Source organism: Nitrosomonas sp., assembly GCF_022842015.1.
GTDB lineage: Bacteria > Pseudomonadota > Gammaproteobacteria > Burkholderiales > Nitrosomonadaceae > Nitrosomonas.
Genome location: NZ_JALHQJ010000041.1, coordinates 1 through 22,025 on the forward strand (window position 1 = coordinate 1; position 22,025 = coordinate 22,025).

At 43.1% G+C, this 22,025-nt stretch carries 16 protein-coding genes and 1 pseudogene; 4 read left to right on the forward strand and 13 right to left on the reverse strand.

The genetic code is table 11. The features are described 5' to 3' along the window. Together Q0C11_RS09010 and Q0C11_RS09015 are read left to right on the forward strand one after the other, a co-directional pair. Window positions 1–864, forward strand: an 864-nt coding sequence (locus Q0C11_RS09010) for an HlyD family type I secretion periplasmic adaptor subunit (protein ID WP_293007220.1), incomplete at its 5' end; no start/stop codon positions are given. Window positions 865–869: 5 nt separating this feature from the next. Next, window positions 870–2,207: a TolC family outer membrane protein gene (locus Q0C11_RS09015; RefSeq protein WP_293007221.1), complete on the forward strand. Its 1,338-nt coding sequence runs from the start codon at window positions 870–872 to the stop codon at window positions 2,205–2,207. Window positions 2,208–2,242: 35 nt separating this feature from the next. Here Q0C11_RS09015 and Q0C11_RS09020 read toward each other — a convergent pair whose 3' ends face one another. The 6 genes from Q0C11_RS09020 to Q0C11_RS09045 form a co-directional block, all read right to left on the reverse strand. Then, window positions 2,243–2,716 (reverse strand): DUF5658 family protein, encoded by a 474-nt coding sequence (locus Q0C11_RS09020; protein WP_293007222.1) that lies wholly within the window; start codon window positions 2,714–2,716, stop codon window positions 2,243–2,245. Window positions 2,717–3,111: 395 nt separating this feature from the next. Continuing rightward, window positions 3,112–4,254, reverse strand: a complete 1,143-nt coding sequence (gene bamC / locus Q0C11_RS09025; protein WP_293007240.1) for an outer membrane protein assembly factor BamC — start codon at window positions 4,252–4,254, stop codon at window positions 3,112–3,114. 18 nt (window positions 4,255–4,272) lie between these two features. After that, window positions 4,273–5,154, reverse strand: a complete 882-nt coding sequence (gene dapA, locus Q0C11_RS09030; RefSeq protein ID WP_293007223.1) for a 4-hydroxy-tetrahydrodipicolinate synthase — start codon at window positions 5,152–5,154, stop codon at window positions 4,273–4,275. 144 nt (window positions 5,155–5,298) lie between these two features. Beyond that, window positions 5,299–7,887, reverse strand: a complete 2,589-nt coding sequence (clpB, locus tag Q0C11_RS09035; protein ID WP_293007224.1) for an ATP-dependent chaperone ClpB — start codon at window positions 7,885–7,887, stop codon at window positions 5,299–5,301. 65 nt (window positions 7,888–7,952) lie between these two features. Next, the gene (locus Q0C11_RS09040) at window positions 7,953–10,571 is read right to left on the reverse strand and encodes an EAL domain-containing protein (protein WP_293007225.1); all 2,619 of its coding nucleotides are present in this window, start codon (window positions 10,569–10,571) and stop codon (window positions 7,953–7,955) included. Between the two features lie 270 nt (window positions 10,572–10,841). Continuing rightward, complete coding sequence (locus Q0C11_RS09045) at window positions 10,842–12,335, reverse strand: FMN-binding glutamate synthase family protein (RefSeq protein ID WP_293007226.1); 1,494 nt, start codon at window positions 12,333–12,335, stop codon at window positions 10,842–10,844. A gap of 128 nt (window positions 12,336–12,463) precedes the next feature. On the opposite strand from Q0C11_RS09045, the gene nadC reads away from it, so the two are divergent. Further along, entirely contained in the window at window positions 12,464–13,318 is an 855-nt protein-coding gene (gene nadC / locus Q0C11_RS09050) for a carboxylating nicotinate-nucleotide diphosphorylase (RefSeq protein ID WP_293007227.1), read from the forward strand. A gap of 74 nt (window positions 13,319–13,392) precedes the next feature. Here the strand turns inward: nadC and cysG are convergent, their stop codons facing one another. From cysG to Q0C11_RS09080, 6 genes and pseudogenes are all read right to left on the reverse strand, one after another. After that, the gene (gene cysG, locus Q0C11_RS09055; RefSeq protein WP_293007228.1) at window positions 13,393–14,781 is read right to left on the reverse strand and encodes a siroheme synthase CysG; all 1,389 of its coding nucleotides are present in this window, start codon (window positions 14,779–14,781) and stop codon (window positions 13,393–13,395) included. Between the two features lie 111 nt (window positions 14,782–14,892). Next, a complete protein-coding gene (locus Q0C11_RS09060) occupies window positions 14,893–15,891 on the reverse strand; it encodes a PstS family phosphate ABC transporter substrate-binding protein (protein ID WP_293007229.1) in 999 nt (332 codons plus the stop codon). A gap of 201 nt (window positions 15,892–16,092) precedes the next feature. Beyond that, window positions 16,093–17,445, reverse strand: a pseudogene (gene glmM / locus Q0C11_RS09065) (phosphoglucosamine mutase). Window positions 17,446–17,511: 66 nt separating this feature from the next. Beyond that, entirely contained in the window at window positions 17,512–18,291 is a 780-nt protein-coding gene (gene folP, locus Q0C11_RS09070) for a dihydropteroate synthase (protein ID WP_293007230.1), read from the reverse strand. 127 nt (window positions 18,292–18,418) lie between these two features. Then, on the reverse strand, window positions 18,419–20,335 hold the full coding sequence (ftsH, locus tag Q0C11_RS09075; protein WP_293007231.1) for an ATP-dependent zinc metalloprotease FtsH: 1,917 nt from the start codon (window positions 20,333–20,335) through the stop codon (window positions 18,419–18,421). 172 nt (window positions 20,336–20,507) lie between these two features. Continuing rightward, entirely contained in the window at window positions 20,508–21,125 is a 618-nt protein-coding gene (locus tag Q0C11_RS09080) for an RlmE family RNA methyltransferase (RefSeq protein ID WP_293007232.1), read from the reverse strand. Between the two features lie 30 nt (window positions 21,126–21,155). Between Q0C11_RS09080 and yhbY the strand changes: the two genes are divergently transcribed. Next, window positions 21,156–21,515: a ribosome assembly RNA-binding protein YhbY gene (yhbY, locus tag Q0C11_RS09085; protein WP_293007233.1), complete on the forward strand. Its 360-nt coding sequence runs from the start codon at window positions 21,156–21,158 to the stop codon at window positions 21,513–21,515. 8 nt (window positions 21,516–21,523) lie between these two features. Here yhbY and greA read toward each other — a convergent pair whose 3' ends face one another. Beyond that, the gene (greA, locus tag Q0C11_RS09090; RefSeq protein ID WP_293007234.1) at window positions 21,524–22,000 is read right to left on the reverse strand and encodes a transcription elongation factor GreA; all 477 of its coding nucleotides are present in this window, start codon (window positions 21,998–22,000) and stop codon (window positions 21,524–21,526) included. Window positions 22,001–22,025 lie beyond the last annotated feature (25 nt).

Sequence of the window (22,025 nt, forward strand, 5' to 3'; positions counted from 1 at the left end):
TCATCGCGTAGACTTGCTTTGCAACATGAGATTGCTGCAATTGATGAAAATACTGCGGGTCTGAAATTACAGTTGCGGGGGTTGGAGTCATCAAGAGTCAGTAAAAACCAGCAACTTAAATTCCTTGAAGAACAACTTTTCAGTTTGCGCGATCTGGCCACGGATGGTTTTGTTCCCCGCAATCGTGTTCTGGAACTTGAGCGGAGTTATACGCAACTCACAGGAGAAATTTCTTCCGACACTGGCGATATTGGGCGTACGCAACGCCAGATTACGGAACTTGAACAACGCCGCATTCACCGGTTGCAGGAATATCAGAAAGAAGTTAGACAAACATTGTCTGATGTGCAGCGTGAAGCTGATGTATTAAGAAGTCGCCTGATTGGACAGGATTTTGAATTGGCAACTTTAGAAGTTAAGGCACCCGTCGATGGTATTGTTGTCGGTATGAATGTATTTACAGAGGGTGGTGTAATCGCCCCAGGATCCAAATTGATGGATATTGTTCCAAGTGATGATATGCTGATTATTACAGGCCAGGTGCCTGTACATCTAATTGATAAAATTCATGTTGATCTTCCAGTAGATTTGATTTTTTCTGCGCTGAATCAAAAGAAAACACCCAATATTCCTGGTACTGTTACCCAGGTATCGGCAGATCGACTCGTTGATGCAAACAGCGGATTTCCATTTTATAGTATTAAAGCTAAAGTAACACCAGAAGGTATGAAACAATTGGCCGATGAACAAATACGGGCAGGTATGCCGGTTGAAATATTTATTAAAACAGGTGAGCGCTCACTTATGAATTATCTATTTAAACCAATTCTGGATCGCGTCCATTCATCCCTAAGTGAAGAGTAGTTGCAATGATTGCTTTTTATCATAAGATCTCAATAATCGTTTTTGTATTATTCTTTAATTCAACTAATTTTGCACATGCTCTGAACCTTTTGGATGCTTATGAGGCGGCATTGCTGCATGACCCAATCTATCGCTCTGCTTTGCACGAAAATGAAGCAGGTCAGCAAGCAGAAATCATCGGGCGTGCTAGTTTGTTGCCAAGCTTGGCCGTAACGCACGCCCAAAACAAGAATTCAGGTACATTGGATACAGGTGCGGGTTCTCAACCGCTGAATTTTGATGGACAAGTGAGTACGCTAACCTTGCGCCAGCCTTTATTCAATCTTGAAGCAATAGCTGGATATCAGCAAGGAAAAGCCAGGGCTGATTCTAGCCGTGCAAAATTTCTTGGGCATAGTCAGCAGCTTTTAGTTCGAGTCGTGGAAGCTTATGTTGAAACTTTGTTAGCACAAGATCGCGTAAGAATTTCTGAGACAGAGGTTGATGCCCTTGAAGAACTCAAACGCGTCAATGAGCGCATGCTGCATAGAGGGGAGGGAACTACTACTGATGTTCTGGAAACACAATCTAAGTATTCGCTAGCACAAGCAAAAATAATTGAAGCAAAAGATGAGCTAGAAATCGCACAACTTAAACTGGAAGCGTTGATAGGGCAGGAAATAACACAATTGGTTCGTTTAAATGATACTTTTAGCTCTCAGGCAATACAGCTTCCAGATGGCTATGACACTTGGCAAGCTTTGGCGCTCGAACAAAACGCTGAATTGGTGACGCAACGTCATAATGTTGTTTCGGGCAAAGAAGAAATTAAGAAAAACCACGCTGGTCATTTACCCCGTGTTGATTTAGTTGCCAGTCTGCAAAAGAATAAGAGAGGCTCTTTTGTTACACAAGGTTTGGATGCGGAATTTGGAACGATTGGAATTGAAGTTAATATGCCTATCTATTCAGGAGGGCGTGTAAATGCGCTCACCGCACAAGCAGTTGCAAATCATGCCCGCGCTGAGGCCGAGTTAGACGCAGCAACCCTTCAGGTATTGGTCGAGCTACGCAAGCAATACAATCTGTTAATGAGTAGTGTCAAAAGGATTGAATCCTTGGAAATGGCAGTGAAATCAGCAGAGCTGCTTGTGGAAGCAACACAAAAAAGTATTCGTGGTGGTATTCGTATTAATTTGAATCTTTTGGACGCTCAGCAGCAATTACATACAGCTCAACGTGATCTTGCTCAGGCAAGATATAACTACTTGTTGGCATATCTTCGGCTGCAGCAAGCTGCCGGTACATTAGCAATTGATGATTTGAGGAAAGTAGCCAGTCATTTCACATCGCAACGAAATTAATTTTTTCAACGACAATTCTAATATCAATGATGAATTCAATATAATTCTGCAAGCTTCAATAAATACAATTCATAACCAATTAATACTGTGTAACCGGAAAGAATCAAATACTTGATATGCCACACGCGTATTTTTTCAGTAAGTCGCACATTGTAATGAATAACCAGTAATATCAGCGCCATTGATGTAAGTGCCAGCTTAAAGCTGATAAATTTTTGCGTACTATCTTCAATCAGTTGTGCCATAACCCAATTCAGTTCTTCTCCACCTCTAGCTAGAATATTGAGGGTAAAGAAAGCATCTAGCACACCTAAGAATAAAATGACAACCATACAAACCATCAAATGCCCAGGATAGCGATCTACATACTCCGGCATTCCTTTTTGAGGAATTCTACGTTCACCTAACCTCCTTCCGGTTTTAATTCCCAAGTGATAGGTGCAAAAGAAAGGTACGGTCCGGCGACGATTCTGGTTTCTGATGTCTGGAATTGAAATTGCTTTAGTCATGAAACACTCCCTTTCCTTTTTAGTTATAAATAATGAGGGAACTTTATTTTTATGTTTATAAGATAGCAGTTAATTTTGTTTTTTTCCACAGGTTTCAGAAAAAAATTACGTTTTGAGAGCCGCTATCAAGTGTCGCTTGCGATATGAAATAAGTCTGAGATGTTTGCATATTGTGAATTGCCCGCATGCGAGGTATGGAGATCGGACATGGATGAAGAAAAACTGGAAGTGGTGATATTGGTTAAAGCGTTCCCTGAAGGAACACATAAAAATGCGTTTAGATTTTTAATGCGGAGTGCGGTAGATTTTCCTGATTTTCAATGTAATTTTCATTACATGATTTGGTGTAACTATATAACGCTAGATATTGGTAAGAAGAGGGGTAATCCTCCTCTTTATTTTAGTTGCTCATGCAATAGTTTTAGGATACGGTTGGATGTGGCAGAGTTAACAGTTGTCCCGTCATCATTTGAGAAAGTTACTTTGCATATGTTGGTTCCAGTGTTATGAACCTGTATGCGGAATTTTGCGGCTTTGGCAGCATCCTTGTCATCACTACGCCAGAATATTATATTTGATAGAATACCTTTATCGTCGCCTTTCTTCTTGCTGTCAACATCGGGATCGACATAACGTACAAAATAAATACCTTCTTCACGATTGCGATCTTCAACGGTAAAGCCAATTCGATCAAGTGCCAAGCCAACACGTCGCCAGGATCGGTCAAATGCTTCATTGATAACCAGCGTTGTTCCTTCTTGGTCGATGTAAGCGCGTTCAACAGAAGCATTATTTTTGCTAGTGGCTAATTCCAGTTTGGCCTTTTGCTCCTCAACGCCGAAGCGCATCATTAAACGCGAGAGCATTTCAGCTTCCAGATCGGGGTCGGCCGGGCGTGGTTGCCAGATGGTGCGATTGAGAGGGCCGCTTTGCAATACTTCGATCATACCGCGGTGACTGATATATACTTCCGTATTACCTACCTGGTTTCGCTCAAGGCGGGTACGAAATTTATCGCGCTCAGCGGTGGAATAAATGCTATCGAGTACAGTGGAAAGTACAGAGCGTATAATATCTTGTGGAATCTTGGCTCGATTCTCTGCCCAATCTGTTTCCATAATTCCAGCCTCGGGAACTTCTGTTTTGATCAGGAAACCAAGTTCTTGCCAAAATTCTTTAATTATCGGCCATACAGTTTCAGGCGATTGGGGAATAACTAGCCAGCGCTGTGTTCCTGAGCGTTCAATATGCACATCCTGAAAAGATGATGGTAGTAAAGAAGATGAACTGGTGTTTTGCGGTCCACCCCGTTCGTTGCTATAGCTGGAAAATGTTGCGCTTCCAGGTGAACTCTGCTCTGGAATCGAATAGCGCTCATCAATGTCAGGTTGAACCAAGTCAGGGGGTACATCCAGAGCGGGTGCTTTGCCGGCCGATTTGTAATCAATATTCTTGGTTTCAGGAAACATATTGCAACCGATGCTTGTCATTGAGAACATCAGTATCAGGCACGGTAAGGCCATTTTTCGCCACTTCATGGTTGACATTTTACCTCTTCAAGTCGTGTGGATATCCGCCAGTTGCATTGCTTCGCGTATAAGCTGATGGTGCTGAGCAGATAATGGTGTGAGTGGCAAACGAATTCCAGAATTGATTAAGCCCATTTGTGTAACGGCCCATTTCACAGGAATGGGATTGGCTTCGACAAATAAGTCTGTATGCAAGCGCAAAAGCTTATTATTTAACGACCTCGCAGTATTTATCTCTCCCGAAAGCGCAGCAATGCACATCTCATGCATCATTCTGGGAGCCACATTTGCGGTAACTGAAATAACGCCATGCCCCCCTAACAGCAATAATGCTAATGCGCTAATATCGTCGCCACTATAAATGAAAAATTCGGGAGGTGCGCGTAATAATAGATCACAACCTCGTCCGATATTGCCAGTTGCATCTTTAATGCCAACAATATTAGGAATTGGTGCTAGACGAAGTGCGGTATCGTTATGAATATCGGCTACGGTCCTTCCAGGGACATTGTATAAAATATGCGGAATATCAACTGCCTCAGCAATTGTTTTAAAGTGCTGATATAACCCCTCCTGGGTGGGTTTGTTGTAATAAGGAGCAACCGAGAGGCACGCATCCACACCTGAATTCTTGGCAAAAATGGACAGATCAATAGCCTCACGTGTTGAGTTTGCACCAGTTCCTGCTATCACCGGTATGCGTCCTGCGATATGATCAACCGCTGTGCGCATTAACAGATGGTGCTCATCAAAATCCACTGTTGGAGATTCACCTGTGGTGCCAACTATCACAACGCCATCAGTACCCTGGTTTATATGAAAATCCAGAAGAGAGCGGAAACGATCTAAATCTAGTCCACCCTCTTCATCCATGGGAGTGACGATAGCAACCAAGCTACCTTTAAACATGACAATCTATCCAATAAAAAGGCTTATTTTACCTCAAACTAATATTGTTTAATTAGTTTCACTGTGTGCCCCAGCATATTTTATCTTTACTTACATGCGTTCCGAATTAGAGGTAATGCCCAACTACATTGGCATACTCTAAGATTACTCATGCATTTTGGTAAAGCTGATAATGCCGTCGCTGTAGTCGGCCTGAATTGTGTCTTTTGCAACAAATTTACCTTCTAAAATTTCTTTGGCAAGTGGATTCTCAATTTGTGTTTGGATAGCTCGTTTTAAAGGGCGAGCGCCAAATACCGGATCGAACCCTGCTTGAGAAAGAGCGGTGAGTACTGATTCACTGACTTTTAGTTGCATTTCCAATTTGGCCAATCTTGCCTCAAGATAATGCAACTGTATCCGGGCAATTGATTGAATATGCTTTTCATCCAAAGCATGAAACACTACCACCTCATCAATGCGATTAATAAATTCAGGACGAAAATATATTTTTACTTCATTCATGACAGCCTGCTTGATGGCAGAGTACTCATTTCCTGACATTTCCTGAATCATCTGTGATCCCAAATTGGATGTCATGACGATGACTGTATTTTTGAAATCGACAGTGCGTCCCTGACCATCAGTCATTCGTCCATCGTCCAACACTTGCAGCAACACATTAAATACATCCGGGTGCGCTTTTTCAACTTCATCCAGCAAAATAACCGCATAAGGCTTTCTGCGCACAAGCTCGGTTAAGTAACCGCCTTCTTCATAGCCGACATAGCCCGGTGGGGCCCCAATCAGTCGGGCGACCGAATGTTTCTCCATGAATTCAGACATATCGACTCGGATTAAATGATCCTCGGAATCAAACAGAAAACCAGCGAGTGCTTTGCATAGTTCTGTTTTTCCTACCCCAGTTGGTCCCAGGAACAAGAACGATCCATAAGGACGGTTGGGATCAGCCAGTCCGGCGCGGGAACGCCTGATCGCGTCTGAAACTAAGCGTACAGCTTCATCCTGACCAACAACCCGGTCATGTAGCTTGTGTTCCATCAGGAGCAACTTTTCACGCTCACCCTGCATCATTTTTGATACAGGAATACCTGTGGCGCGAGACACAACCTCTGCAATTTCTTCAGCACCCACTTGAGTGCGTAACAATTTAGGCGCAGGAGTAGAGCTTGATTCATTTCCTGCAGATTGTTGCAGTTGTGCTTCCAATTGTGGCAGTTGGCCATACTGCAACTCTGAAACCTTCTGCCAATCTCCTTTACGAGTTGCGGCTTCTATTTCCAGTTTGAGTTTTTCCATTGTTTCCTTGATTTGCTGCGAACCTAATACTTGGAATTTCTCAGTTTTCCAGATTTCAGCTAAATCAGTATACTCGCGTTCCTTCTGTTTAATTTCTTCTTCCAAAAGTTGAAGGCGTTTTTGTGATGCCTCATCTTTTTCTCTTTTAATCGCTTCACGTTCAATTTTAAGCTGTATCAAACGGCGATCCAGTTTATCCAACACCTCAGGCTTAGAATCAATTTCCATGCGAATTCTCGCCGCAGCTTCGTCAATTAGATCAATAGCTTTGTCAGGTAGGAAACGGTCGGTAATATAGCGATTGGATAATTCCGCGGCAGCAACAATGGCGGGGTCAGTAATATCTACACCGTGATGTACTTCGTATTTTTCCTGTAAGCCGCGCAATATTGCAATGGTGGCTTCGACAGTGGGTTCTTCTACGAGAACCTTTTGGAAGCGTCGCTCTAGCGCAGCATCTTTTTCAATGTATTTACGGTACTCATTGAGCGTTGTTGCGCCAACGCAATGTAATTCTCCGCGCGCTAAGGCCGGCTTCAACATATTGCCTGCATCCATTGCGCCTTCTGCTTTGCCAGCGCCCACCATCGTATGCAACTCATCGATGAATACAATCGTTTTACCTTCGTTTTGCGCAAGTTCTTTCAGCACGGATTTGAGGCGCTCTTCAAATTCACCGCGGTATTTGGCGCCTGCCAGTAACGCAGCCATATCCAGACTGAGAACACGCTTGTCTTTCAAACTTTCAGGTACTTCACCATTGATGATACGTTGCGCCAAACCTTCAACAATTGCAGTTTTACCGACTCCCGGTTCGCCAATCAGAACGGGGTTGTTTTTGGTTCGTCGTTGCAATACTTGGATTGCTCTACGAATTTCATCATCACGCCCTATGACTGGATCCAATTTGCCTTGACGTGCACGTTCGGTAAGATCCAATGTATATTTCTTCAATGCTTCACGGCTACCTTCGGCGTCTGGACTACCGACCTGCTCACCACCTCGTACTGTATTAATCGCTTTTTCCAAGGCTGTGGTGTTGGCGCCAAACTGTTTTAACAATGCTCCTATTTCTCCTTTATCCTGCAAGACCACTAAAAGAAACATTTCAGAGGCAATAAACTGATCGTTGCGTTTTTGTGCTTCTTTATCAGCTAAGTTGAGCAGATTATTCAAACTACGGGAAATATTGATTTCACCACCTGAATTCTCAACTTTGGGCAAGCGAGAAATGCTTTGCTTGATACTTTCCAGCAATGGAGCGGTATTAACGCCAGAGCGTTGCAGTAGAGAGCGCGTACTGCCATCCTCTTGTTGCAATAATGCCAGCAGCAGGTGTTGCGGTTCTATGTTCGGATTGTCCTGGCCAATAGCGATACTCTGTGCATCAGCAAATGCTTGTTGGAATTTAGTGGTTAGTTTGTCAAAGCGCATAAAATTCTCCCGTTATAGGTTGTTGATGCCTAAGTGGGGGAGAGGTGTGAATTTTCAAGAGCAGGTTATTTTGCTGAGCCGATAGCGCGAATCTTGTTCGATTGAGTTACTGAGTTCATTAGCATGAGCTCAATTTCAGAGACAGTAACTGGTTTGCTGAAGTAATAGCCTTGGTAGTGATTGCACTTTTGTGTCACTAGAAAATTTAATTGTTCTTCTATTTCTATGCCTTCCGCGATAACTTCCATTTCCAGGCTGTGTGCCATTGCAATTATAGCGGCTACAATGGTGCGGTCATTTCTGTCGGTTACAAGGTCACGCACAAATGAGCGATCTATTTTAAGTGTGTGAATGGGGAATTGTTTTAGATAACTGAGGCTCGAGTAACCAGTACCGAAATCATCAATTGAGATGTGTAGACCCATTGCATGGAGACGATTAAGCGTTTCCACTACCTTTTCGATATTATCGATCAGCATGCTTTCAGTTATTTCCAAGGCGATATATTCGGCTTTAACTCCGGTTTCGCTCAGTATGCGTGAGATATTATTAATTAAATTCTTGTCACGGAATTGTCGCGCAGACAGGTTAATGGCAACTCTGGGTACATAGAAACCTTGATCCTGCCAGGCTTTTATTTGCATGCAGACTGTCTTTAGTACCCATTCACCAATTGGAATAATCAATCCTGTTTCTTCTGCCAAGTTAATAAATTTATCGGGAGTAATCAGTTTCTGCTCAGGGTGTCGCCAGCGCAGTAGTGCTTCAACGCCATATAAATTATGATTGGGCATATCCATAACAGGTTGATAGTATAAAAGCAATTCATTCCGTTCTAATGCATAACGTAAATCAAGGCTGAGGATATGTCTTTCGTATGCTGACTTATTCAGTTCATCGGTGAAAAATTGATAATTATTGCGCCCATTTTTCTTGGCATGATACATGGCAACATCGCTGTTCTTAAGCAGCGTTTCCGCATTGACGCCATCTTCAGGGAACACCGCGATGCCTATGCTGCCATTAATATGTAACTCATTGTTATGGATATGGAATGACTGCATCAGTGAATCCAGAATTTTCTGAGCCACTTTAGCGGCATCCAGTGACTCGGCGATAGAATTTAGCACTACAATAAATTCATCGCCTCCCTGACGGGCAACTGTATCTTCGTTGCGAATACAAAACGTTAGTCTATCTGCGACGGCTTTTAATAGTAAATCACCGATTTCATGACCAAGTGAATCATTGATGGTCTTGAAATGATCCAGATCAATAAATAGTACTGCCATTTGTCGTTGTAGGCGCATATCATAAGCCAATGCCTGCTGAATGCGATCCTGAAGCAAATGCCGATTGGGTAACCCCGTTAATGCATCATGGGTTGCCATTTTAATAATGCGCTTTTCAGCTTCTTTGCGTTCATACCATCGGCCTAAGTCATGCGCGATGGTGTCGATTAGATTTTGCTGATAAGTTAGCGGTGATGAGGAGCTGCTAATATATGCTACCTGCAGCAAACCGCATTGTTGTCCACTAGATACGATGGCTGCACTTATACAATGAGGTAAGTTTTCTTGATAATTAGGAGTGAAGTATTGTTTTTCTTGAAGCTTAATCATGGCAACAGGCAATTCTTGAAATTCAAAAACCGGCAACAAAGATTTTAAAATGTTTTTGCAAGTTTCTTCCGTGCCTTGATTCAGATCCAGATTGTTTCTGATTTTCTGTAAGCAGATGTTCTCGTTCAAGCGTTCTTTTAGATACAGCTCTTTTTGACCAATAATTCTTTGAATTAGCGGAAAAGTAAGCCAGTTTATTATTGCAATCCCAAAGAACAAGATTAGTGTCATATAAAATATGATTGTTCTGAGTTGGGCTGCCGAGTAATTGTTTAATTCATCTTTATTTATTTTGAGAACGGCACCAAGACCATAGGCAATGGGAGTATATGCAGCGACAACTTCGATTTGCCGATAATCCTTGGTAAATATAATGCCAGATTGACCTTCTAATGCAAAATGTACCGGAAGTGGCTCATTATTTATAATACGCTGCATACGTTTAAATTTGTCATCGTCAGCGGTACGTAGAAAGCAATCCATTTCAGGATCATTGTCTTTGATAGGCGCGCAAAGTAGAAAATCTCCGGTATTGCCGATGAGGGCCGCCTCTGTAAAGACCCTAGTGAGATCAGGCATACGTTCTTCTGTGATGACACGACCAATAGGTTCGCTGTATTCATTTATAAGTTGAATCGAATTTCGCACAATGAAGCCGTGATTCCAGAATAATATTGTGTTGATATCTGATTCTGTATCCAATTTCACAGCAAGTTTCCCCTGTTTGGAGAGGTTGCCTGCACCTAAAATCAAATTATCATTAGTGTCATAGAACTCGATACCTGAGAAGTGAGTAGATAGTATTTTTTTTGCTGATTGTGTAAGCCTTCGAATACCTTCCCTTTGAGAGCTATCAGAATAAAACTTCTCCAGGCTTTGTGCGAGAAAGAGACGAGTTGATATTGCTTTCGTATTCGCTATGGAGTGCGTGATTTGCTTTTCAATATGTTTGGCCTTATTTTCTAATGCAACTTCAAGACCTGAAATAGCCATTGCTTCGATTTGCCGCTGCATCACGTTATATACAGTAAGACTCGTCAGCAGGATAAGCATAATGATCATCAAACTACTGATTAAGAGTATCCTTTTGTTATCTTGATTGATGAGAAAACGAACCATTATGTTTTGTGTGCCAGATGCAATTATGAAGAATTTGAACCTACATTAGGGATGTATTATCGGCAATCGCATACTATGCTGAGATATATATCTAAGGGGTTTTTCTCCCTTAATTCTTAGAATGATGCAGTATCGTGGATTTTCTCAATTGTCTCTGACTTTGAGAAAGTGGAGAGAAATAGTTTAATAAATACGGGGTAGTTATCGGATCAATTAGCCTAAATTTGTTTCTTTAGGCACTTCGGGGTAGGGATAAAGAATGTTTAGAGCCACGCTTTTTCCAGCAGTCTCAATGATACGAACATGCTCTCGTTTAAACTGCCGGGCGTGGTGCAAACCGCATGAATGGGCGATCATGTTGATTTCTTTATTGACATTTCTGGCATAATTTGCAACCCGCAGATATTTTTCTTCCACCACCAATCCATTCTGTAAACGCTCATCATGTGTTGTGATGCCGGTAGGGCAAGTATTGAGATGGCAGCGCATTGCTTGAATGCAACCCAATGAAAACATAAACCCGCGTGCTGTATTGACAAAATCTGCTCCAGCGCAGAGTGCCCATGCACCCTCTGCAGAGGTTACCAATTTTCCGGCAGCCACAACATAAATACGATTTCTCAAACCGGATTGCAACAAGGCGTCTACTACGCGTGGTAAGGCTTCCGAGATTGGTAGACTCACGTGATCCATCAGTGTTTGTGGAGCCGCACCGCTTCCTCCCTCGCCACCATCAATCGTGAGAAAATCCGGGGCGTATTCCAAACCGCGTCGGTTAATGCTGTCGCATAATTCATTGATGAAATTCCATCCACCGATTGCTGTTTTAATGCCCACTGGTCGTCCAGTCAGCTCCCGGATAAAATGGATCTTATCGAGCAGCTCGTCAATGTTGTTAATATCTTTGTGACGGTTCGGACTGATCGAATTCTCATTTTCGGGGATGCCACGGATTGCAGCAATCTCACTATGTACTTTATTGGCAGGCAGCAATCCTCCCTTGCCGGGCTTGGCGCCTTGAGATAGCTTAATTTCAAATGCTTTTACAACCTTGCTTAATTCTTTTGCACGTAGCGGTGAAAAATTACCATGCCCGTCTCTTATGCCATATTTTGCGGTGCCGATTTGCATGATCAAATCACAGGCACCTTCGAGGTGATACGGAGATAGTCCACCTTCACCGGTATTCAACCAGCAACAAGCCTGTGTGGCACCTAGTGATAAAGCGCGTACTGCTGGTTTGGAAATGGCACCGTAGCTCATGCCACTGATATTAATGATAGATTTGGCTTCGAACGGATGCGTGCAGAAGCCCGCGCCGATGTGTAGCGAAGGCGTGGGTAATTGATCTTCTTCCTGAATTGGGAAAGTCGCATTGACAAATATAATCGAGCCAGGTTGGCGCAAATCATTGGTGGAGCCGAAGCCGACCAGGCTGCCTTTGTTTTTGGCATTTTTGTAAATCCAGCCACGTGTGGCACGATTAAATGGCAGCTCATCGCGATCATTAGCAAAGAAATATTGCCGGAAGTATTTACCTTGGCGCTCGAAAATATATCGCAATCGACCAATAACGGGATAATTGCGTAGTACAGAATGTTTTTTTTGGGTGACATCTTCGATGAACCAAAATACGATCATGCCGATTGCGGCAATACCTAGCATTGTGGCTATACTATAGATGATTAAATCAATTGCGCCGGACATACTGTTTCCTAATTATGCTGGGTAATCTATATACTATCTGTTCAACTGCAGTAAGTGAACAGCTTAGGCATCGTAAAATGAGAAATATTGCTTCTTTTTCTTTGCTGAGTTGAGTTAAGGTAAAACAATTGAAAGATTTACACGATGAAATTTACGATAATGTTGCGCGTGCGCTGCAAGAAGATATTGGTTCTGGCGACTTGACCGCATCACTGATTCCAAGCGAAAGTAAATTGAGCGCCGTGGTAATCAGTAGAGAAGATGCGGTATTGTGTGGCGTGCAATGGTTTGAAGCATGCTTTCTGGAATTAGCTCCGAGAACGATTATCACCTGGTTTGCCAATGATGGGGATTTTGTTCAATCAGGGGAAAAGCTTTGTGAGATCCAAGGAAATTCTCGTGATTTGTTAACAGCAGAACGTTCCGCGCTGAATTTTCTGCAAATGTTATCCGCTGTGGCGACACAAACAAAACGTTTTGTTGACGCCCTTGTGGGCACTAAGGCAGTCATTGTGGATACGCGTAAAACACTTCCTGGATTACGCTTAGCACAAAAATATGCTGTAACATGCGGCGGTGGCCTCAATCATCGCATGGGTTTATATGATGGGATTCTGATCAAGGAGAATCATATCATTGCAGCAGGTAATATCCAATCCGCACTAAACAAAGCACAGGAAATTGCGCCTCCTGGAACTATACTGCAAATTGAAGTGGAATCGTTGTCGGAATTACAAGAAGCCCTAGCGGCTGGAGCTGTCATGGTGTTGTTAGATAATTTTACGTTGAGTCAGTTATCGGAGGCGGTCATATTGGCTCATCAGATATCTGGACGGCAGGTAATATTGGAGGCATCCGGCAACATAACACTAGACAATGTGCGCCAGGTGGCTGAAACCGGTATTGACCGTATCTCAATCGGCGGCTTAACCAAAAATATTCAAGCGATTGACTTGTCAATGCGATTTAAAGAGTCTGAGTAATACACTTATAAATCAGTTTCATTCTTTTCCATTCAAGAAATCGATTTTATGGCCATTAAATTTGCCTAAGAATTTTAAGATTCCGGTTCAAACCATGCGAGCTTTTTGTGTAGTTTGACAACCTCTCCTACAATGATCAGTGTAGGAGGAGTCAAGTTTGCAGCTGCGGCCAAATTAGGTAGTGTTTGTAGAGTTCCAGTCACAATTTTTTGTTTTTGTGTCGTGCCTTGCTGAATGATTGCCGTAGGTGTAGAGCTTGGCAAGCCGTGTACGATCAGTTGCTGGCATAACACGGGTAGTCCCAGCAATCCCATATAGATCACAATGGTTTGGTTAGGGCGTGCGAGGTGTTGCCAGTCAAGATCAATCGTATTATTTTTTAGATGACCGGTGACAAAAATACATGATTGCGCGTAATCTCGGTGTGTTAAGGGAATCCCGGAGTATGCTGCAACCCCCGATGCAGCCGTAATGCCTGGCACAACCTGAAAGGGAATATGATGCACAGCCAAAGTTTCAATTTCTTCACCACCGCGGCCAAAAATAAAAGGATCACCCCCTTTAAGTCGCAATACACGTTTACCTTCTTTCGCTAACCGCACCAGCAGTTGATTGATTGATTCTTGTTCCAGTGTATGGCAGTTACGCTCTTTGCCGGCATAGATGCGCGTGGCGTCGCGGCGCACCATGTCAAGAATTGCAGCCGAGACCAGACGGTCATAAACAACAACATCGGCTTGCTGCATCAGCCGCATGGCACGGAAAGTGAGTAAATCAGGATTGCCTGGTCCGGCACCGACTAAATAAACTTCCCCTTGCAGCGGCTCGTCTTTTGCCTGTTGCAGGCATTGCAGTAAATAATCTTGTGCGGTTTTGTCTTTTCCAGCCAACACCATTTCAGTGAATGGACCTTGCAAGATTTTTTCCCAGAAAACACGCCGTTTTTCCGAGTGTGTGAAATGTTGCTTGACGTGCTGACGAAATTTTCCCGCAATGGTTGCAATGCGTGCATAGGCAACGGGTATTATGGTTTCCAGTTGAGCACGTAGTAGTCTCGCCAGTACCGGGGATCGTCCGCCACTGGATACAGCGATTATAAGTGGTGAGCGGTCGACGATGGATGGCATAATAAAGGTACATAATTCAGGACTATCCACGACATTAACCGGAATTTCCCGTTGTCGTGCTGCTTCTGAAACTTGCTGGTTTATGGTTCGATCATTCGTCGCAGCAATAACGAGCACAATATTATGTAGATGTCCGGACTGAAAACATTCGGCGTTATGCCTGATCTTGTTGCTAGCAACGTACTTATTTAAAGCGCTATCCAGCTCGGGCGCAACTACTGATACTTGCGCGCCGGCTTGGAGTAACAGCATAACTTTGCGCGTAGCGACTTCACCGCCACCTACGACCAGGCAGGCTTTATCTTTGATATTTAAAAAAATTGGCAGAAAATCCATTGCGTTCGCGATTTATTCTTTTTACAAAGGATAAAGGAAATGCTGATCAATTCTAAGCCAAATAGAGGCTTTTGAGTTGATCAGCACTTCCTTGCGTGTGCTCTAGATTATTTATAAATTGGATTCCAGTTTAAGTACATCTTCCAGTTTTATGTCGATCCCGGTGCCTTTGAACACAGTACCTACTTTTTTCTTGTTAAAGTGTTCGAGATTGAGATCATATACTTCTTTGGAGAGCGGGAAATATTTGACCTCTGCTACTAGTTCTGTTGCATTCTGCATATAGAAATTAATAAACTCATGTACTTCTGTTTTCTCTGTTGACTTGGCATTTACGTAAATAAATATCGGGCGTGATAATGGTTTGTAGCTGTTATTTTCTACGGTTGTAGCAGAAGGGAGCACTCCGCCATTGCCACTATCAATTGCAACAGCATTAATTTTTTTACTGTTTTCGATGTAATAGGCAAAACCAAAGAATCCTAATGCATAGAGATCACTTGCAACACCTTGCACCAGAACGTTGTCATCTTCTGATGCGGTAAAATCGCCGCGGCTTGATTTAGCTTTGCCAACAATAGCCTCAGTAAAGTATTCAAAGGTGCCAGAATCCGCGCCTGGACCGTAGAGTTTGATTCTTTTATCTGGCCATGCTGGGTTTATTTGGTTCCAGCTGGTTATTTTTCCCTGTGCTGCAGGTTCCCAGATTTTTTGTAATTCTTCAACAGTGATGGTTTTGCTCCACGTATTTCTGGGATTAACAACCACAGTTAGGGCATCAAAAGCGATGGGCATTTCAATAAATTGTACCCCTTCTTTCTTACAGGCTTCCATTTCCAGTTCGGTAATTGGTCGGGATGCGTTTACGATATCGATTTCATTGCGGCAGAATTTTTTGAATCCACCACCTGTTCCAGAGATACCCACGGTGACACGAATTGCGCCACGTTTGGCTATTTGAAAATCTTCTGCAACGGCTTCAGTAATGGGAAAAACAGTACTTGAGCCATCAATTTTTACAATTGGCGTGGCGCTGGCCGTGCTTGCATAGAAAAATGCACCTAGTAAAGCTGTCGTCATAGGTGCTCTGAAGTTTAAAGAATTCAACATGTTTATACGTGCTCCAAATGAATAAAGTAAGGGGGTGAGCGTTTTGACAAAAACACACGACATCTTATTTCGGAATTGTTACAGGATTATGACAATTTTTATGTTTTGTGACCAGGCTTGGTTTTTTCGGATTCTGGAGCATGAGCGCAGATTTCGCATAGTATCGAGGTGTATCAGCATGGTTCGCGAGAAAGTAATCGCTCACTCTTTGCTGGCAATTTGAACGACCTCAGCGATGCGTTCAGTCCAGTAATTAACTTTTTGTTTGAATTTACTCTCGACCATTACACGAATAAGAGCCTCCGTTCCAGAGGCCCGGATGAGCAGGCGCCCGTTGCCGTTTAGATCAGCTTCGGCTTCTTTACGTACAGTATTGACTGCTTTATTGGTGTTGAAATTAAATGAATTGGAGATTCTTACATTGATCAGGCGCTGCATGTATAGTGATACGCCGCGCATAAATTCTGCCAACGTTTTATGAGTATCACGAAGGGCGTATAAAACTTGTAAAGCAGATATGATGCCATCACCAGTGGTGTGTTTGTCCATGCAAATAATATGTCCGGAATTTTCACCACCAAGCTGCCATCCTTTTTGTTGCAGCAATTCGAGTACATAGCGGTCACCGACATTGGTTCGGAGAAAAGGGATGTGTAATTTCTTAAACTGATCCTCAATTGCTAGATTTGTCATCAATGTGCCTACAACTCCTCCAGTGAGTTTTCTGTTCTGCTGACGATGTTTTGCGATAATATAAACCAATTGATCTCCATCGTAAGACCTGCCTTGCTTATCCACCACCATGACGCGATCACCATCACCATCCAGTGCAATGCCTAAATCGGCATGATGTTGTTTAACAGCTTTTTGCAGTGTGGCGGCATGAGTAGTGCCGCATTCAAGATTGATATTTATTCCGTCAGGTTGTACGCCTATGGTGACGACATCGGCACCTAATTCATGCATGACATGACCTGGCGATATGATACGCGGCTCCATGCGCACAGTCGATTACAATACGGAGCCCACGTAGATCAAGGTGATAAGGAAAAGTACTTTTGCAGAACTCGATACAGCGACCAGCCGCATCGTCAATTCGCTGAGCTTTGCCTAACTGTGCGGAAGGTTTGGTTGCAATCGGTGTATTTAATTCAGCCTCGATTTTGCGTTCCATTTCATCCGGCAGCTTGCTGCCGACTGTAGAGAAGAACTTTACACCATTATCTTCAAATAGATTATGTGAGGCTGAGATAACGATACCGGCCTGCAGTCGTAATGCGCGAATCAGATAAGCTACGGCTGGAGTCGGCATCGGTCCAGACAAAAGAACATCAACGCCAGCTGCACATAATCCAGCTTCTAAGGCGGATTCCAGCATACGCGAGTGTCTTTGCCAATCAGAACTGTCTGGCGCTTTCCTTCTGTTAGATGCCAGTCGGAAGCAGCTAGAACCTTTCCAGCCGAGTAACCTAAGTGCATAATGAAATCAGGTGTAATAGGAAATTTTCCTACGTGGCCCCGTATGCCATCTGTACCAAAATATTTTTTAGTCAATTTATGAAATTATTATTAGAAGATAAACAAAGCATTATTGGCAATTTGTTAATTAAATTTTATTTATCAATCATAATCCTGGAGTGCATTATGAATAGCAAGGGCTGCTTTACTTGCTTTGACATCATGCACACGCACAATTTTGGCGCCTTTAACAACAGCAAGCAGGGCTGCGGCAACACTTTCATGTAACCGCTGGTCTACATTATTTCCAGTAATCGCACCTAGCATGGATTTGCGGGATAGGCCTGCCAATACGGGGGTACCCAATGTAGTGAATTCATTGAGATGGTTAAGTAATGAAAGGTTATGTTGTGGTGTCTTACCAAACCCGAACCCAGGATCAATAACCAGCCGGCTTAGTGCAATACCTGCCGTGTTTGCCGCTTGGATTCGCTGTTGCAAATAATCTTTTACCTCGGAGACAATATCTATGTAGTACGGATTGGCTTGCATATTTTGCGGCGTGCCCTGCATATGCATCAAACAAATTTGTACATGTTTATGTGGTGCTACAGTTTCCAATGCTCCTGTGTTGCGCAATGCATTAACGTCGTTAATCATCGAAGCTCCCGCCTCGATTGCATGTTTCATCACCTCAGGTTTGGAAGTGTCAATGGAGATGGGGATAGCGGTATCAACGAGTGCCTCCAGTACGGGTATAACGCGGCTTAATTCTTCATCAGCACTGACATGTTGACTCCCAGGGCGCGTTGATTCTCCACCGATATCAAGAATATCGGCACCCTCGTCAATGAGGCTTCTTGCATGCGCAATGGCTTGTTGTGTTGACAGAAAAAAACCGCCATCCGAAAAGGAATCAGGGGTTACGTTAATAATCCCCATTATCAGAGGGCGATTGAATGAGGCGATAAAGTTGTGTGGAAATGAAGGCACAGTAAATAATAAACTAGCAAGTAAAAACGGGATACGATTTTATAAAATCGTATCCCGTTAATTAAGTTATCAATGATTAATCAGTTTCTTTTGCAACTTCTTGTGGTGCTGATGATTCACTTTGTTCTTCAGTTTCTTCCGTTGCAGATTCATCGTCCGCAGTTGAAGATATAATTTGCGGTGGTTTTGGTGGACGTGGTGGACGACCTTCCATGATATCCTTAATCTGGTCGCTATCGATCGTTTCCCATTCCAGTAGAGCCTTGGTCATGGCCTCAATTTTGTCTTTATTTGATTCAATTAGTTTGCGTGCAATCGCATATTGCTCATCGACTATGCGACGAACTTCCGCGTCAACTTTTTGCATGGTTGCCTCACTCATATTTTTATGAGTAGTTACTGAGCGACCAAGAAAAACTTCGCCTTCATTCTCACCATATACCATTGGGCCAAGTTCGTCAGACATCCCCCATTGGGTTACCATTTGTCGCGCTAGATCTGTTGCGCGCTCAAAATCATTAGATGCCCCCGTGGTCATTTGCTTCATAAAAACTTCTTCGGCAATGCGTCCACCAAACATCACTGCAATCCTCTGTAAAATTTCTTCACGTTCCATACTAAAGCGATCTTCGGTTGGCAGTTGCATGGTTACACCCAAAGCACGGCCTCGTGGAATGATTGTTACTTTATGCACCGGATCAGTTTTTGGCAGTAATTGAGCTACAACAGCATGCCCTGATTCATGATAAGCAGTATTTCTACGCTCATGCTCAGGCATCACCATCGAGCGTCGCTCTGCACCCATGAATATTTTGTCTTTAGCACGCTCAAAATCATCCATGTCTACTAAGCGTTTGTTACTTCGAGCCGCGAATAGCGCTGCTTCGTTGACCAAGTTGGCCAGATCGGCACCTGACATGCCTGGTGTGCCACGTGCAAGAATATCTGCTTTTACATCTGGGGATAGTGGTACTTTGCGCATATGAACATGTAGAATTTGCTCGCGTCCGCGTATATCAGGCAATGGCACCGTTACTTGACGATCAAAACGTCCAGGACGCAACAAAGCTGGATCCAGCACATCGGGACGATTGGTTGCAGCAATTACAATTACACCCATAGCCCCTTCAAAACCATCCATTTCTACCAGTAGCTGATTAAGTGTTTGCTCACGCTCATCGTTCCCGCCACCCAAACCAGCACCACGTTGGCGACCTACTGCATCAATTTCATCGATAAAAATGATGCAGGGCGCATGCTTCTTGGCTTGTTCAAACATATCGCGAACCCTGGATGCACCCACGCCGACAAACATTTCGACGAAATCTGAACCAGAAATGCTAAAGAACGGTACCTGGGCCTCTCCAGCAATAGCCCGAGCCAGTAACGTTTTTCCCGTTCCTGGGCTACCTACCATCAAAACACCGCGTGGGATACGTCCGCCCAGTTTCTGGAATTTTGTAGGTTCGCGCAGAAATTCAACCAGTTCAGAAACTTCTTCTTTAGCTTCTTCGCAACCGGCTACATCATTAAAAGTTACTGTGTTGGTTGATTTGTCGAGCATGCGTGCTTTACTCTTGCCGAATGAGAACGCACCACCATTACGCCCGCCACCCTGCATTTGGCGCATGAAAAATATCCATACACCGATCAACAGAAGCATTGGGAACCATGAAATGAAAATACTCATCAGCATGGATGGTTCTTCTTCCGGTTTAGCTTCAACAATAACGCCAGCTTTCAATAAATCGCTCACCATCCAGGGATCGGATGGTGCGTATGTTGTAAAGCGTCGACCATCAGACTTTGTACCTCTGAGTGTACGTCCTTCGATAACCACTTTGGCGATCCTGCCTTGATTCAATTCGGATATGAATTGAGAGTATTCCATGGGTACTTGCGTTGGTTGACGAACGCTGAATTGATTAAATACAGTCATCAACACTAGTGCAATTACCAGCCAAATGGCCATATTTTTAATTAAGTTATTCAAGATAGCTCCTTGGTTTGCACCTAAAAATCATCGATTAGTCATTCTAACTCGATTTTGTTTACTATAACAGAATAGTTCGTTTTTAATAAATGTGCTATCAAACTCTTATCCTACTACAAACTTTTACTGTGATCACTGAGGGGATCCCTTCATTTCTGATCAGCTTCAGTAATTACTTTTTTCCTAATCCCAACAAATATAGTTCATTACTGCGATCGCGCGATGCTTTGGGTTTTCGTATCATCACGTTTTTGAATCCAGCGCGCATATCGAAAAGGAATTGATCAAAATCTCTGCCCTGGAAAACTTTGACTAGAAAATTTCCGCCATAGTTCAGTTGTTCCATTGAGAATGCTAATGCCAACTCTGCTAAATACATGCTTTTAGCCTGGTCGCTGATAATAATTCCACTCATATTGGGTGACATATCTGAAATGACAAGATCGGGCTGATGATCTCTCAAATATTTCTTTAATTCAATTACGGCGTATTCCTCTCTAAAATCACTTTGAATAAATTCTACACCGGGTAAAGGTGCCATCTCAAGAATATCTACCGCAATAACTTTGCCACTGTGCCCTATTTTATGGCTGGCTACTTGTGACCAACTGCCAGGGGCTGAGCCTAAATCAACCACAGTCAATCCTGGTTTTAGGATGCGATCTCTTTCAGTAATTTCAAGCAACTTATACGCAGCACGTGAACGATACCCCTCTTTTTTTGCTTGTTTGACAAAAAAATCGTTGACATGCTCCTTCATCCAGGCTTTACTGGTTTTAGCTCGTTTCATCAAGTAGAATAATACGTTTGAAGAGAATTTATGTTAACACTAACTATTGCTCACCGGCGTGAATTAAAAGCACAAGCGCATACATTGAATCCGGTTGTGATGATTGGAAAATCTGGATTATCCGCTAGTGTTATGGAAGAATTAAATCGTGGGCTTTCAAGCCATGAATTGATTAAGGTTAAAGTACAGATAGATGATCGGATTGCCAGAAATGAGCTGTTTGAGGAGATATGCCAGCTGTTAAATGCTGCACCTGTACAGCATATTGGTAAAATTTTTGTTATTTATCGACCTAAACCAGAAGAAACAGGCAAACACGAAGGGTATCCGTCGAAAAAAAAGACAAGTACACCTTTTCGCACTAAACGGAGCTTTCAGAACTCAGTTTAGCTTCATATTTAGATATACTTGACGTCCAATATTTCGTATTCTCGAATACCGCTAGGTGCGTGAACTTCTGCAATATCTCCTGCATGCTTACCAATGAGTGCGCGTGAAATGGGAGAGCTAATGGATATTTTTCCATCCTTAATGTTAGCTTCATCATCCCCTACGATTTGATAAGTGACAACTTCGCTACTTTGCAAATCTTCCAATTCAACCGTGGCACCAAAAACACAAGCGCCATCTGCATTGATGAGCGCTGGATTGATGATTTGCGCACTAGAGAGTTTGCTTTCCAGGTCGGCGATACGTCCTTCAATAAATCCTTGTTTTTCCTTGGCGGCATCATATTCGGCATTTTCTGAAAGATCACCATGAGCACGTGCTTCAGCAATTGCAGTAATGACGGAAGGACGATGAATCGTTTTCAGCTCATGCAATTCTTTGCGTAATGCTTCAGCTCCAGCCACGGTTAACGGAATAGTGCTCATTGTGATTTTTTGCCTTTCATTTTCA